16 protein-coding genes are annotated in these 14,143 nt (G+C 73.3%); 11 read left to right on the forward strand and 5 right to left on the reverse strand.

Annotated features, from left to right (window positions below):
* The 5 genes from IE311_RS29215 to IE311_RS29235 form a co-directional block, all read left to right on the forward strand.
* The coding region (locus IE311_RS29215) for a vitamin B12 dependent-methionine synthase activation domain-containing protein (RefSeq protein ID WP_308439834.1) at window positions 1-1,097 on the forward strand (1,097 nt) is incomplete at its 5' end.
* On the forward strand, window positions 1,094-1,954 hold the full coding sequence (gene metF, locus IE311_RS29220; RefSeq protein ID WP_189834837.1) for a methylenetetrahydrofolate reductase [NAD(P)H]: 861 nt from the start codon (window positions 1,094-1,096) through the stop codon (window positions 1,952-1,954). The genes IE311_RS29215 and metF, both read left to right, overlap by 4 nt.
* Window positions 1,947-3,392 (forward strand): adenosylhomocysteinase, encoded by a 1,446-nt coding sequence (gene ahcY / locus IE311_RS29225; RefSeq protein WP_189834838.1) that lies wholly within the window; start codon window positions 1,947-1,949, stop codon window positions 3,390-3,392. Before metF ends, ahcY begins: the two co-directional genes overlap by 8 nt.
* A gap of 6 nt (window positions 3,393-3,398) precedes the next feature.
* The gene (locus tag IE311_RS29230; protein WP_189834839.1) at window positions 3,399-4,085 is read left to right on the forward strand and encodes a maleylpyruvate isomerase family mycothiol-dependent enzyme; all 687 of its coding nucleotides are present in this window, start codon (window positions 3,399-3,401) and stop codon (window positions 4,083-4,085) included.
* Between the two features lie 153 nt (window positions 4,086-4,238).
* Window positions 4,239-4,757: an SMI1/KNR4 family protein gene (locus tag IE311_RS29235; protein WP_189834840.1), complete on the forward strand. Its 519-nt coding sequence runs from the start codon at window positions 4,239-4,241 to the stop codon at window positions 4,755-4,757.
* Window positions 4,758-4,982: 225 nt separating this feature from the next.
* On the opposite strand, the gene IE311_RS29240 is transcribed toward IE311_RS29235, so the two are convergent.
* The 3 genes from IE311_RS29240 to IE311_RS29250 all read right to left on the reverse strand — a co-directional run bounded on the left by IE311_RS29240 (window position 4,983) and on the right by IE311_RS29250 (window position 7,567).
* Entirely contained in the window at window positions 4,983-6,185 is a 1,203-nt protein-coding gene (locus IE311_RS29240; protein ID WP_189834841.1) for a serine hydrolase domain-containing protein, read from the reverse strand.
* A 159-nt stretch (window positions 6,186-6,344) separates the two neighbouring features.
* Entirely contained in the window at window positions 6,345-7,157 is an 813-nt protein-coding gene (locus tag IE311_RS29245; RefSeq protein ID WP_229902237.1) for an NUDIX domain-containing protein, read from the reverse strand.
* Window positions 7,154-7,567 (reverse strand): DUF4406 domain-containing protein, encoded by a 414-nt coding sequence (locus IE311_RS29250; RefSeq protein ID WP_189834842.1) that lies wholly within the window; start codon window positions 7,565-7,567, stop codon window positions 7,154-7,156. The genes IE311_RS29245 and IE311_RS29250 overlap by 4 nt, the downstream gene beginning before the upstream one ends.
* A 49-nt stretch (window positions 7,568-7,616) precedes the next feature.
* Here IE311_RS29250 and IE311_RS29255 point away from each other — a divergent pair, with 49 nt between their 5' ends.
* The 4 genes from IE311_RS29255 (at window position 7,617) to IE311_RS29270 (ending at window position 9,971) form a co-directional block, all read left to right on the forward strand.
* Complete coding sequence (locus tag IE311_RS29255) at window positions 7,617-8,375, forward strand: DeoR/GlpR family DNA-binding transcription regulator (RefSeq protein WP_189834843.1); 759 nt, start codon at window positions 7,617-7,619, stop codon at window positions 8,373-8,375.
* Window positions 8,376-8,580: 205 nt separating this feature from the next.
* Complete coding sequence (locus IE311_RS29260) at window positions 8,581-8,868, forward strand: antibiotic biosynthesis monooxygenase family protein (protein ID WP_189834844.1); 288 nt, start codon at window positions 8,581-8,583, stop codon at window positions 8,866-8,868.
* A gap of 147 nt (window positions 8,869-9,015) precedes the next feature.
* Window positions 9,016-9,345: a DUF2087 domain-containing protein gene (locus IE311_RS29265; protein WP_189834845.1), complete on the forward strand. Its 330-nt coding sequence runs from the start codon at window positions 9,016-9,018 to the stop codon at window positions 9,343-9,345.
* Window positions 9,342-9,971 (forward strand): LysE family transporter, encoded by a 630-nt coding sequence (locus IE311_RS29270; protein WP_189834846.1) that lies wholly within the window; start codon window positions 9,342-9,344, stop codon window positions 9,969-9,971. Before IE311_RS29265 ends, IE311_RS29270 begins: the two co-directional genes overlap by 4 nt.
* 2 nt (window positions 9,972-9,973) lie before the next feature.
* Here the strand turns inward: IE311_RS29270 and IE311_RS29275 are convergent, their stop codons facing one another.
* Both IE311_RS29275 and IE311_RS29280 read right to left on the reverse strand, forming a co-directional pair.
* Window positions 9,974-10,315 (reverse strand): hypothetical protein, encoded by a 342-nt coding sequence (locus IE311_RS29275; protein ID WP_189834847.1) that lies wholly within the window; start codon window positions 10,313-10,315, stop codon window positions 9,974-9,976.
* Window positions 10,316-10,389: 74 nt separating this feature from the next.
* A complete protein-coding gene (locus IE311_RS29280) occupies window positions 10,390-11,124 on the reverse strand; it encodes a PIG-L deacetylase family protein (RefSeq protein WP_189834848.1) in 735 nt (244 codons plus the stop codon).
* 141 nt (window positions 11,125-11,265) lie between these two features.
* Here IE311_RS29280 and asnB point away from each other — a divergent pair, with 141 nt between their 5' ends.
* Window positions 11,266-13,083, forward strand: coding sequence for an asparagine synthase (glutamine-hydrolyzing) (gene asnB / locus IE311_RS29285; protein WP_189834849.1), 1,818 nt, complete (start codon window positions 11,266-11,268; stop codon window positions 13,081-13,083).
* 61 nt (window positions 13,084-13,144) lie between these two features.
* Window positions 13,145-14,059 (forward strand): 2-methylaconitate cis-trans isomerase PrpF family protein, encoded by a 915-nt coding sequence (locus tag IE311_RS29290; RefSeq protein WP_189834850.1) that lies wholly within the window; start codon window positions 13,145-13,147, stop codon window positions 14,057-14,059.
* Window positions 14,060-14,143 lie beyond the last annotated feature (84 nt).

A 14,143-nucleotide genomic window follows, 5' to 3' on the forward strand; every position in this document is an offset into this window, starting at 1 on the left:
TCATGAAGGAGAACCTGGAGGAGCTGAACCAGCGCGAGCTGGCCGCCAAGTACCCCGTGATCCTCGGCGGAGCGGCCCTGACCAGGGCGTACGTCGAGCAGGACCTCCACGAGATCTACCGGGGCGAGGTCCGCTACGCCCGGGACGCCTTCGAGGGCCTGCGCCTCATGGACGCCCTCATGGGCGTGAAGCGCGGCGTCCCCGGAGCCGTACTTCCGCCGCTCAAGCAGCGCCGCGTACCCAAGCGCGAAACGCCCCTGGCGGAGGTGCGGGAGCCCGAGCCGGCCGGCCGCTCCGACGTCGCCGCCGACAACCCCGTACCCGAACCCCCCTTCCTCGGCACCAGGGTCGTCAAGGGCATCCAGCTCGCCGAGTACGCCCCCTGGCTCGACGAGACCGCCCTCTTCAAGGGCCAGTGGGGCCTCAAGGACACCGAGACCATCGAGGCGGAGGGCCGGCCGCGGCTGCGCGCCTGGCTCGACCGCCTCCAGACGGACCACCTCCTCGAAGCAGCCGTCGTCCACGGCTGGTTCCCCTGTGTGTCCAAGGGCGACGACCTGATCGTCCTGGACGAGGACGGAGGCGAGCGGACCCGCTTCTCCTTCCCCCGCCAGCAGCGGGGCCGCCGCCTCTGCCTGGCCGACTTCCACCGCTCCGAGGACTCCGGCGAGATCGACGTCGTCGCCCTCCAGGTGGTCACCGTCGGCTCCCGGATCGGCGAGGCGACGGCGAGGCTCTTCGCCGCCGACGCCTACCGGGACTACCTCGAACTCCACGGCCTCTCCGTCCAGTTGGCGGAGGCCCTGGCCGAGTACTGGCACGCCCGGGTGCGCGCCGATTGGGGCATAGCGGGGTCCTCCGAGCCGGCGTCCCTCGACGGCATGCTCCGCACCGAGTACCGGGGCTGCCGCTACTCCCTCGGCTACCCGGCCTGCCCCGACCTGGAGGACCGGGCGAAGATCGCCGCCCTCCTGCGCCCGGAGCGGATCGGGGTCGAGCTGTCGGAGGAGTACCAGCTCCATCCCGAGCAGTCGACGGACGCGATCGTCGTCCACCACCCGGAGGCGAGCTACTTCAACGCGGGAGGCCGCCGGTGAGCCCCACGTACTCGTTCGAGTTCTTCCCGCCGAAGACCGACAAGGGGGAGCGGACCCTGTGGGACGCGATCCGGCGGGTGGAGGCCCTGTCCCCGGACTTCGTCTCCGTGACCTACGGCGCCGGCGGCTCGTCCCGCGACCGGACCATTGAAGTGACCAAGCGGATCGCGGCCGAGACGACCCTGCGGCCGGTCGCCCATCTGACGGCCGTCGGGCACTCGGTGGCCGAACTGCGGGCGATCATCGGCGCGTACGCCGACGCGGGAGTGCGGGACGTGCTCGTCCTGCGCGGCGACCCGCCCGGCGACCCGCGCGGCCCGTGGACCCCGCACCCGGAGGGCTTCACGTACGCCAGTGAGCTGGTCGAACTGGTCCGTTCGCTGGGCGACTTCCGGATCGGGGTCGCGGCCTTCCCGGAGGGCCACCCGAGGTCCCCCGGACCGGCCGAGGACCTGGCGCACTTCGTCGCCAAGTGCCGGGCGGGCGCCGACTACGCCATCACCCAGATGTTCTTCGACCCCGAGGACTATCTGCGGCTGCGGGACCGGGTCGCGGCCGCAGGCTGCGACACCCCGATCATCCCGGAGATCATGCCGGCCACCGACGTGCGCCAGATCCGGCGCTTCGCCGAGCTCAGCGACGCCGCGTTCCCCGAGGACCTGGCGCACCGCCTGGAGGCGGCCAGGGACGACCCGGCGGCGGCGTACCGCATCGGCGTCGAGCACGCGACACGGACGGGCCTGCGACTGCTCGACGAGGGCGCGCCGGGCCTGCACCACATCACGCTGAACAAGTCGACGGCGGCCCTGGAAATCCACCGGACCATCATGAGCGCGAGGAGCGTTGTCCATGTCTGACCCCACTGCGACCGGCTTCACCGACTACAAGGTCGCCGACATCTCCCTGGCCGGGTTCGGCCGCAAGGAGATCACCCTGGCGGAGCACGAGATGCCGGGGCTTATGTCCATCCGCCGCGAGTACGCGCAGGCGCAGCCCCTCGCCGGTGCCAGGATCACCGGCTCGCTCCACATGACCGTCCAGACGGCCGTCCTCATCGAGACCCTGGTCGCGCTCGGCGCCGAGGTCCGCTGGGTCTCCTGCAACATCTACTCGACGCAGGACCACGCGGCCGCCGCGATCGCCGCCGCCGGAATCCCGGTCTTCGCCTGGAAGGGCGAAACGCTGGAGGAGTACTGGTGGTGCACGGAACAGGCGCTGACCTGGCCGGACGCCGACGGCCCCGCCGCGTCCGACGGTCCGTCCCCGTGCCGCGGCCCGAACATGATCCTCGACGACGGCGGCGACGCCACCGTCCTCGTCCACCTGGGTGTCGAGTACCGGAAGACGGGGGCGCTGCCGGAGGCGTCCAACGAGGAACTGACCGTCATGCGGGCCCTGCTGGAGAAGAGCGGGCTCGACTGGTCGGCTCTCGCCGCCGGTATCCGCGGCGTGACGGAGGAGACCACGACGGGCGTCCACCGCCTGTACGAGATGCACCGCGAAGGCGCGCTGCTCTTCCCGGCGATCAACGTGAACGACGCCGTGACGAAGTCGAAGTTCGACAACAAGTACGGCTGCCGGCACTCCCTCATCGACGGCATCAACCGCGCCACCGACGTCCTCATCGGCGGCAAGACCGTGGTCGTCTGCGGCTACGGCGACGTCGGCAAGGGCTCCGCGGAGTCGCTGCGAGGCCAGGGCGCCCGTGTCGTCGTCACCGAGATCGACCCGATCTGCGCGCTCCAGGCGGCGATGGACGGCTACCAGGTCGTCACCCTGGAGGACGTGGTGGAGACGGCCGACATCTTCATCACGACCACCGGCAACAAGGACATCGTCATGGCGTCCGACATCGCCCGCATGAAGCACCAGGCGATCGTCGGCAACATCGGCCACTTCGACAACGAGATCGACATGGCGGGCCTCGCGGCGATCCCCGGGATCGTGAAGGACGAGGTCAAGCCGCAGGTCCACACCTGGACGTTCGAGGACGGCAAGGTCGTCATCGTGCTCTCCGAGGGCCGCCTCCTCAACCTCGGCAACGCGACGGGCCACCCGTCCTTCGTCATGTCGAACTCCTTCGCCGACCAGACCCTGGCCCAGATCGAGCTGTTCACGAAGCCGGAGGAGTACCCGGTGGGCGTGCACACCCTGCCGAAGCACCTGGACGAGAAGGTCGCCCGGCTGCACCTGGACGCCCTCGGCGTCCGGCTGACGACCCTGCGCCCCGAGCAGGCGTCGTACATCGGGGTCCCGGTCGAGGGCCCGTACAAGCCGGACCACTACCGCTACTGAGGACAAATGTGTACGGAATGTGCCGACGGCCTCGGCGACGTGCGCGACCCATGGCTCCCGGACCGGCTCCTGCGCACGGAACGGGACCTGCTGATGCCGCTGCTGCGCCGGACACCCGAGGAGGCGTACGAGCTCCGCACCGCCTGCCCGGGGTGGACGGCGAGGCAGGTCCTGGCCCACTGCGGAGCGGCCCTGATCAGGATCGTCGAGGACCGCCTGGAGGAGGGCGTGTTCCTGCCGGAGGCGAACGCCTGCGACGTGGCCGAGCGCGAGGACTGGCCGCTGGGCCGGATCCTCGACGAACTGGAACGCGGCCTGACGGAGGCGGGCCCGGTGATCGCCGGGCGGGAGGACGGCCGGCTGGACGCGGTGGCCCTGGGCGAGTGGGTCCACGCGGGAGACGTACGGGAGGCCTTCGGTGAACCGCACGCCTACTGCGGCCCGAGCCTGGACCTGGCCCTCCCCCTCCTGTCGGTGACGAGCCGCAGACGGGAGACCCCCCGCCTGGTGGGAGTCCTCAAGGACCGCGCGAGGACCGAGGTGTCCCTCGGCAACGCGAGGGAAGGCCGTCCGGCGGCCACCTTCGAGGGCGACGCGTCGACCCTGATCCGCATCTACGCGGGCCGCCCCCTGGTGCGGACCCGCTACGAACTGAACGGCGCCACGGAGCACGAGCTCCTGATCTACCGCTGAGAACCGGGCCGCACCCGGCCCCGCAGCGCCTCGGCCCCGCCCCCCCCACCCGGCCCCCTCCGGCGGGGGCGGGGCCGCCGGAGCGGGCCGGGTGTCAGTGGCGGGCCGTAGCCTGCGGGCACGTTCGTGTGCGGGTGGCGGAAGGGGCGAGAGATGGCGGCACTCGAGGAGATCGAGGCACTTCTGGGGGAGCCACGATTCCGCTGGGCGGACCGTGCCCCCTGGGACCAGTTGGAGGAGGAGCTCGGAGTCTCCTTCCCTGCCGACTTCCGGGACGTGACCGACGCCTACGGACCGGTGGTGATCAACAGCCAGCTGTACCTGGACCACCCGGGCCATCCGGTCGGGAACCTGGGGGAGCGGATCAGGGAGTCGATCGAGGACTGGCGCGAGGAGGAGGAAGCGGAGATCCTCCCGGGCCGGGCCGGCTCCGGCCCCGGCGAGCTGCTGCCGGTCGCGTCGGCGGTCACGGGAGAGTGGATCTTCCTGCGTGTGCCGGGCGGGCCGGCGGAGCCATGGGCCGTGGGGGTACAGGAGATGGACAGCTTCGAGTTCGTGCTCCATGAGATGACGTTCGGCGACTGGTTGCTGGCCTATCTCAAGGGCGAGGACGTCACGGTCCATTCACGCAACCACGCCCCGGACGGGCCGTTCTACGAGTCCCGGGCCTGAGGGCTCACGGAGGGTCCCGGGCCCCGGGGAGGGAATGCCGGTGGGGGACCCCTCCGGCATGCCGGGCGGCCCGCACCCCTGCCTGGTGCGGGCCGTCCGGCCGGGCCACGGCCTGCTGACGGGGGAGACCGCAGGCCGTGCGATGAGCGGTCCCACGCGCTCGTCACCCGTCTGCCCCGGTTCTCCACCCGCACACCTGCCCGTCGCACGACCGCCGGGACGGGGTCAGTGCCGCAGCAGGGCGCAGACGAAGTTCTCCTGGACGGCGCGGACCTTGGCCAGGAGTTCCGGCTTGAGGCCCTTGCTGGTCTGGGTGTTGATCGAGAACGTGAGGGAGCGGCTGCCGTCCGCCGTGCCGACCGCGAGCTGGGTGTAGCCGGGGAAGTTGCCGGTGTGGCCGTAGACGGTGCCGCAGCGTGTCGTGTAGCGGAAGATCGCCAGACCGCCCGCGTTGACGCCGGGACCGGCGGGCTCCGAGGCGGCGCCGGTGATGAAGGTCCGCTGCTGGCGGCGGGTCTCCTTCGACAGGAAGCCGTGTCCGCCGGCCCAGGCGCGGACGAAGGCGTTGAGGTCCTTCGGTGTCGAGACGATGCCGCCGGAGGCCCAGACGCCCGAGGCGCTGAGGACCTCGCTGATGTCCTCCGGCGGTGCGGGCGGCGTCACGTCGTAGCCGTGGATGTACGGCCGCGGCAGCAGGTAGCCCTGCGGGAGGCTGGTCCGCCGCAGGTCGAGGGGCCGGTACACGAGCCGGTCGAGCAGCCGCTCGTAGGGCTGTCCGGTGGCCGCCTCGGCCATCAGCGCGACGGCGATGTTGTCGGAGTTCGAGTACGCGTACGCCGATCCCGGCGGGAACAGGAGGTCCTTGTCGGCGACGAAGTCGAGGAGCCGGCGGGAGTCGAAGTGGTGCCGGGGGTCTGCCTGCAGGATCGCGAGGAACGCCGGGGCCGTCGAGAAGTCGGGCAGTCCGCTGGTGTGGTTGAGCAGTTGCCGGAGGGTCACCGCGTGCCACGCGGTGGGCAGTGACGGCAGGCGCTCGCCGATCGTGGTGTCGAGGTCCAGCTTGTTCCGGTCCACCAGGCGCAGGGCCACCGCTCCGCTGAAGGCCTTGGCGACGCTCGCGATCCGCATGTGGTCGGTGGTACGGGGAGGGCGACCGGTGCTCGTGTCGGCGACGCCCGCCCGGTAGACGTCCGTACGGTCGCCCCGCCGCAGGAGCGTGATCACTCCGGGCGGACCGCCTGCCGTGCGGACGAGATCGTTCAGCTGCTGCTGCAGGGCCTTGTCCGGGTGCGGCGGGGGTGTGCCCGTGGTGCCCGTGGCCTGCGCGGGCTGGACCAGGGCGGCGAGTGCCGCGGACGCGGCCAGGGTGGCGACGGACAGGCGCAGGCGTACGTGGGAGCGGGAGCGGACTGCAGGACGTGCCGACACGGGGTCTCCTTCGCGGTGATGCCGGGCGGACGGACACCCCGTCCCGCCTCAGCTTCGGACGCACCGTGGGGAGCTGCCCGCCCGATGCTCCATCCGGCCCAGACGCAGCGGGGCGCGCGGCACGGGGTGGCCGGGCCGCCCGCCCGGCGTCCCCGGGCGTCAGCGCACGGCCTCCGTCCGGACGCCGGAGGCGAAGGGGCCCTCCAGGGCGGCCCATTGGAGGAGCATGATCGTCTTGCCGTCGGCGATGCGGCCGTCCCGGGTCATCGCCAGGGCCTCCGTGAAGGGGAGTTCGAGGACCTCGATGTCCTCGCCGTCCTCCTCGAGCCCGCCGCCCGCTCCCGTCCGGTCGGCCGGTGTGTACGGCGCGGCGAAGAAGTGGAGGCGTTCGGTGACGGAGCCGGGGCTCATATAGGCGTCCATCACGTGGGTGAGCGGGCCGAGGGCGACGCCGAGTTCCTCGGCGCTCTCGCGGCGGACGGCGGTCACCGGGTCGTCCGCGTCGAGCAGTCCCGCGGCGGCTTCGACGAGCATGCCGTCGGGGTGGTCGTTGACGTAGGCCGGGTAGCGGAACTGGCGGGTGAGCAGGACGACGCGGCGTTCGGTGTCGTAGGGGAGGACGACCGCGCCGTTGCCGCGGTCGTAGGTCTCGCGCTGTTCGGTGACCCGGCGTCCGTCGCGGCGGCGGTAGTCGAAGGTGGTCCGGCGCAGGACGTGCCAGCCCTGGGAGGTGAGCTCGACGTCCCGGACCACGACGTCGGGGTTGCGGTCCAGGTCCCGTCCGGCCCGGTCGAGACCGGTCCGGCCGCGGTGGTCCGGTACGTCGACGCCGGGGCGGGCGCGGTGGGTGTCGGCGCCGGGCCGGGCGCGGTGGGCGGGGCTGTCGACGTCGGGCCGGCCTTGGTGGGCGGAGGTGTCGGCGCCGGTCGTCCCGTCGTGGTCGGCGGTCCCGGCGCCCGGGTGGGGGCTCACGCGTCCGCCCGGGCGGTGCGGGTCTCCGCGTCCCCCCGTACGACGCGGCGCGGGATCTGCGCGATGTCGTCGTAGACGGGCAGTCCGCGCCGGCGGGCGGTCGCGACGTCCCCGTCGGCTCCCGCGGACTCGCCCGGCAGGCGCAGGACCGCGTCGCAGCGGGCGAGCAGGCGCTCGGCGGCCGGGTAGAGCACCTGGTCGGCGAGGGCGTCGGTGGGGCCCGCGCCGGCCGAGCGCAGGACGGGCAGGGCGACCCATTCGCCGATCACCGGAAGGTGCCCCGCGGCGAAGACGGGCCAGGCGGCGGCTTCGAGGCGGGCGAGGTTGTCGGCCATGGCCCGCGGGTCGCCGCCGGTGCCGGAGCGGTAGGGCCCGGCGATGAGGATGAGCAGGGGCTCGTCGGTCGTCATGGCGCGCTACGATACATGCAGAAACGTGCAAGAACAGGAGAGAGTGCGGATGCTGGCTGCCGAACGGCGAGAACACCTACTGGATCTGCTCGCCCGCGAGGGCAAGATCGTCGCCAAGGACGTCGCCGCCGAACTGGGGATCTCCGAGGACAGCGTGCGGCGTGACCTGCGCGACCTCGCGAGCGAGGGGCTGTGCCAGCGCGTGTACGGCGGGGCGCTCCCCGTCTCGCCGGCCGTGGCCAACTACCGGGCCCGGCAGTCCGTCGCCCCGGACGGCAAGCGGAAGGTCGCCGCGGTGGCCGCCGGGCTCGTGCGGCCGGGCGGTGCGCTGATCCTCGACGGCGGCACCACCGCCCTGGCCGTCGTCCACGCGCTCCCGCGGGACCTGCCCTGCACCGTGATCACCCACAGTCCGACGATCGCCGCCGCCCTGATCGACCACGCGTCGGCGGAGATCTATCTGCTCGGCGGCCGGATCTTCAAGCACTCGGCGGTCGCCTGCGGCGCGGCCGCCGTCGAGGCCGCGCAGAACGTCTCCGCCGACCTCTGCTTCCTCGGCGTCACCGGGGTGCACCCGGACGCGGGACTGACCACGGGCGATGCCGAGGAGGCCGCGATGAAGCGCGCCCTGGCGGCCCGGGCCGCGGACACCTACGTCCTCGCCTCCTCGGAGAAGATCGGCACCGCCTCGCGCTTCCGGGTGCTGCCCTGGGAGGAGATCAGCGGGCTGATCACCGATGCCGACCCGCACGATCCGGTGATCGAGGAGCTCGCGGGGCGGGGCGTGGAGGTCCTGAGGGCCCGCTGACCCGCACGGGACGGTCCGCACCGGACGGTCCGCACCGGCGGGGGTGCGCGGGCGGTGGGGCGCCGGGGGACGTGGAGCGCGTGCGCCCGTCGCCCGTTCGGGGGCCGTCGCCGTGCGGGGCCCTCCGCGCGCTGGTGTGCTGGTCGGAATCCCCCGCACCGGCCCCCACCACGTGCACCTCAGCACCCCGTACAGGAGCGGCGTCATGGCTGTGATCGTCACCGTCGAGATTCCCGGCGGCACCCAGGAGCAGTACGAGGAGACCACGCGGCTGCTCGAAGCCACCGAGTGGTGGCCGCCGGCCGGGTTCATCGCGCACGCCGCCGGTCCGGACGGGAGCGGCGGGTGGCGGGTGGTGGACTTCTGGGACTCCGAGGCCGACTTCCTGGCCTTCGTGGAGCAGGCCCGGCCGGTCTTCGAACGGGGTGGCCTCCCGCCGATCCTGCCCACCGTGCAGGAGGCCGTGAACGTCATGGTGAAGCCGTCGTCGTGAGGTCGGTGTCGTGAAGCCGGCAGGGTGAGGACGGCGTCGCGGAGCCGCCGGTGCCGGAGCCGCCGGTCCCGGACCCGCCGGTCCCGGCGCGTACGTGAGGGGAAAACCCTTTGCGGGACGGGCCGGTGGTCGCCAGGCTTCTCCGCCATGACCAGTCATCCTTCGCCGTCGGCCTCGCGCGCTCCCCGCCCCGTCGCGGACCTCTTCTCCGCCGACGGGCGCCTCAAGGCGATCCCGCGCAGGCCCGCCCGCCGCGAGGACCTTCTCGCGCACCTCGCCGAGACCCTCTTCGAGGGCGGGCGGGACTACCGCGAGCCCGAGGTCAACGAGGCCCTGCTCACCGTGCACGAGGACTTCTCCGCCCTTCGGCGGTATCTCGTGATCGGCGGCTTCCTCGCCCGGACCAAGGACGGCTCGGCCTACCGGCGACAGCGGCGGACCGGCTTCCCCGGAGGCGCGACGCCCGCCGTCGCGTGACCGCCGTGGTGGTGGCCGGCCTGCTGGCCGGCTACGGCATCGCGATCCCGGTCGGCGCCGTCGGCGCCTATCTGGTGGCCGTCACGGCCCGGGCCGGCTGGCGTACGGGCGCCGGTGCGGCCCTCGGCGTCGCCACGGCGGACGGGGTGTACGCCCTGCTGGCCGTGGCGGGCGGCTCGGCCCTCGTCCCGCTGCTCGCCCCCGTCATGGACCCGCTGCGGTGGGCGTCCGCCGTCGTGCTCGTGGTCCTCGCCGTACGGGCGGCGTACGTGGCCCTCTCCGCGTACCGTACGGGCGGGCTCGCCTCCCGCGACGACGGGACCGCCCTCACCCCGGCCCGCGCGTACCTCACCTTCCTGGGGATCACGATCCTCAACCCCATGACGGTGATCTACTTCGCCGCGCTCATCCTCGCGACGGGCCCCTCCGCCCCCGCGACGCTCCCCGACCGCACCGCCTTCGTCCTCGCGGCCCTCGTCGCCTCCGCCAGCTGGCAGTTCCTTCTCGCCCTGGGCGGGACGCTGCTCGGCCGGACCCTGACAGGGGTGCGGGGCAGGCTCGTCACGGCCCTCGCGTCGAGCACGCTGATCGTGGTGCTCGCGGTGCGACTCGTGGCGCGGGGGTGATGTCAGCGGCCGCGTCGTACCCCGGTCGTCAGGGCGACCGTCCCCACGACCGCCCCGGTGACGGCCAGCGCCGCTCCCGCGGCGAGCACGCTCCGGCGCGAGCGCCAGGACAGGACCGACCAGCACGACTGCGCCGAGAACAGGGAGCCGACGCTCTCCCAGGAGCCCACCGAGCCGGCCGAGAGCGCGGAGCCGACGGAGCCGGCGGACAGGAACGAGCCGACGGAGCCGATGGAGAGGAACGAACCGACCGAGCCGATCGAGAGCATCGAGCCGACGGAGCCGACGGACAGGAACGAGTCCCGCGACCAGAGGGACAGCGACGCTTCGCACCGAGGGGTCATACGTCGATCGTAGGCACCCGGGGCCGGTGCGTCGCGCGGTACGACGGGCCGGGCGGCCGCGGAAGGGGCGACGCTCAGTCGATGTGCACGATCTGGAACGCCTCCGCCATCCGTCCCGGCGGCAGTCCGCCCGCCCGCGCGTGTTCGCCGAGCCAGGTGCGGAGGAGGCCGGCGAGATCGTCGAAGTGGGCCGTCTGGGAGGTGTGGATGCGCAGCGCCTCGACCTTGCGGTCGAAGACGGAGGTGACGTCCACGTACTGGTTCGGGGTGGGTCCCGTCATCAGCCACAGTTCGTGGACGATCCACGGCTCCAGGCCCTCCTCCTTCAGCAGGGAGGCGTGGGCGAAGGGGTTGCGGGCCTCGGGGTAGACCGCGCGCAGGCAGGCGTCGCCGACCGCGCGGTGGTCGGGGTGGAGGTCGGCGACCCGGGCCCAGTTGATCTCGGGGGAGGGGATGATCGCCCGCTGCGGGCGCACTTCGCGGATGACCCGGCACAGGTCGCGGCGGAGTTCCACGGAGGCTTCCACGAAGCTGTCGGGGTAGCCGAGGAAGCGGACGTCGGCGACGCCGCTGAGTTTGGCGGAGTGGACCTGTTCGGCGCGGCGGAGGTCCGCCATGGCCTGGCGGGGGAGCCGTTCGTCGTAACCGCCCGCGCCGCCGTCCGTGACGATGCAGTACGTGACGCGGGTGCCGCGCTCGATCCACCGCATGACGGTGCCGCTGACGCAGAACTCGATGTCGTCCGGGTGCGCGGCCACGACGAGCAGTGACGCGGGGGCGGTGCGGTCGGTGGGGTCTAAGTCCTCCATGGGGCAAGCCTGTTGGGGCGCGAGGGGTGTCGCAAGGCCATGTCCTGGCGTGAACCGGACATGGCACTTACGCGCCATTCAAAAACTTGGTAGATTCAAATCATTGGGTGTGACAGGTGACGTGTTTGGAGGGTGACCGCCATGTGCAGGATCTTCGGCTCCTTCGCCGCCGGGGCGGCGACCGGCGCGGACCGCCCCGACCCGGCCCAACTCGCGGCGGTCTCCGCCCGGCAACGCCACGGCGGACCCGACGAACACCACGTCCTCAGCGGTCCCGGCTGGTCCCTCGGCTGCGACCGCCTCGCCGTGACCGACCCCTGCGGCGGACAGCAGCCCTACCGGCTGCCGCACCTCCCCGGCATCCTCGCCGTGCTCAACGGCGAGCTCTACAACCACGCCGAGCTGCGCCGGACCCTCACCGCCCGGGGCCACCGCTTCCCCGACCGCTGCGACGGCACCCTGCTCCCCGCGCTCTACGCCGAACACGGCCCCGCCTTCGCCGAACACCTCGACGGCATGTTCGCCGTCGCGATCCTCGACCTGCGCCCCGGCGGCACCCGACTCGTCCTCGCCGTCGACGACATGGGCATGAAGCCGATCCACCTGCACCACGACCCCTTCGACGGCTCCACCCGCTTCGCCTCCGAGATCCCCGCCCTCCTCGCCTTCGAGGGCGTACGGATCTCCCCGCGCGAGGACTCCCTCGACACCGTCCTCGCCACCCGCACCTCCTTCGCCACCCACACCGCGCTCGACGGCGTCAGCGTCCTGCCGCCCGGCGCCACCGCCCTCGTACGGCCCGGCACCGCACCCCTCGTGCGCCGCCGCGGCCCCCACCGGACCACCCCCGTCGGCGACACCCAGGACGTCCTGCGCCACGAGGTGCGCCGGCTCGCCCGGGCCGAGGTGCCCGTCTGCGCCATCACCAGCGGGGGCCTCGACTCCGGGCTCGTCACCGCACTCGCCGCCGAACACGCCCGCGAGACCGACGCGCCGCCGCTCCACACCTTCCACCTCACCTACCGGGGCCGGTGGCCCGAATCCGAGGCCGCGTACGCCCGTTCCGTCGCCCGCAGGACCCGGACCGTGCACCACGAGATCGGCGTCGACCCCGACGAGCTGAGCTCCCTGCTCACCCGTACCGTCCGCCACCTCGGCCAGCCCAACGCCGACCCCATCGCCCTCTCCACCTACGCGCTCTTCCGCGCCGTCCGTGAGAACGGCTTCACCGTCGCCCTCACCGGCGACGGCGCCGACGAACTCTTCGGCGGGTACGACCGGATGCGCGCCGCGCTCGCCGCGCCGGCGGGCACGGACTGGGCGGGGACGTACGCCGACGCGCTCTCGGCGGCGCCGCGGCTCCTCCGCGAGCACCTCTACACCGCCGACTACCGTGCCCACATCGCCGATCAGGGTTCGGCGGCCGACCGCATCGAGCAGGAGCTGCGCTCGGCCGAGGCGGTCGGCGAGGACCGGCTCACCGCGATGACGGCCTTCGAGACGCGCTGGCGGCTGCCCGCGTACCACCTGCGGCGCGTGGACCACCTGTCGATGGCGTGGGCGGTCGAGGCGCGGATGCCGTTCTGCCAGCCGTCGGTGGTGACGCACGCGCGTGCGCTGCCGACAGCGGCGCGGACGGGGAAGCGGGCGCTGTACGAGGCGGGCGCGGAGCTGCTGCCCGCGGCGGTCCTGCGCCGCCCCAAGCAGCCCTTCACCCTGCCGCTGTCGGCGATGCTCGCACCGGGCGGCCCGCTCCTGGAGACGGTCCGGGAGCTCCTCTCGCCGGCCCGTCTGGTCCTCGGCGGAAAGGTCCGCGCGGACCGCGTCGGGAAACTCCTGACCCGCCATCTGGAACGCCCCTCCCACCATGACGCCCAGGCGCTCTGGGCCCTGGCGGTCCACGAGCTGTGGACGGAGGTCGTCCAGGGCATGCGCATCCCGGTCGGCTGTGCGGCCTGACCCTCCGGGGCCGGGAGACCCCGGGCGGCCCGACCTCCCGGCACCCCCCGCGCCCGGCCCCGTGGCGGGGGACGGACGGGCGACCGCCACCGTCGTCCGGGCCCACGACGCCCCCGGTCCCACCCTCGTCCTCCGGCTCGACCAGCTTCCCCCCGGGGCGCTCGCCCTCGGCGGGGAGCTCGCGCGGCTGCGCCACGCGCTCGCGCGGAGCCCGTATCCGCAGCTCAACAAGGTCGCCCTGTACGGGAGATCGGCCCACCCCGGCGTCGACCTCGACTACCGGTTCGTCCAGATCCTGCCCGGCGGCGGTTTCGACTTCCGTACCGGCTGCGGGCACTCCCTCCTCGCCTGTGTCGTCGCCGATCCCCGCACCGGGCCCGGGCCCGTCACCGTCCGCGCCGTGACCAGCGGCGACACCGTGCTCTGCGAACCGGAGCACGGGCCCGGGCCCGAACCGCGCGCGGACGCGGGCGCGTACACGCTCAGCTTCCTCAGGGCCCCGACCGCCCCCGGGACGCTCCCCACCGGCCGCCCCCGGGACCTCCTCGACGGCATCCCCGTCTCCCTCGTCCGCTACGGCAACCCGTACGTCTTCGTCGATGCCCGGCGCCTTCCCGAGGAGGGACTCCGGGAGCGGCTCGAAGGGCTCCGGGCCCGCGCCGCCCGGCTGCTCGGGCATCCGCCCCGCTCCGCCCTGCCCAAGATCGCCGCCTTCACCGCCGGCCCCGACGGGATCGCCGTCCGGGCCCTCACCGTCGGCGGCTGGCACCCCCGCCTCGCCCTCACCGGCGCCGCGGCCCTCGCCGCCGCCGGAGCGCTCGACGGGACCGTCGTGCCACCGGTGCACGGCGAGGTCCGTACCCCCGGCGGTACGGTGACGGTCTCCGCCGCGCCCGACCGCGTCCGCGTCCACCACAAGCGCGCCGACGTGCTGGAAAGGCTCGAACTGCCGTGGCGTGTCCACGCAACGGCGTGAACGCGCACCCCGCTCACCAGGGCCGGAGCCCCTCTCCTCTGCCACGCTGAAATGGACCGGCAACCGGTATCCGTGGGGAGAGCA

Origin of the sequence: Streptomyces zaomyceticus (assembly GCF_014656215.1) — a bacterium.
Taxonomy (GTDB): Bacteria; Actinomycetota; Actinomycetes; order Streptomycetales; family Streptomycetaceae; genus Streptomyces; species Streptomyces zaomyceticus.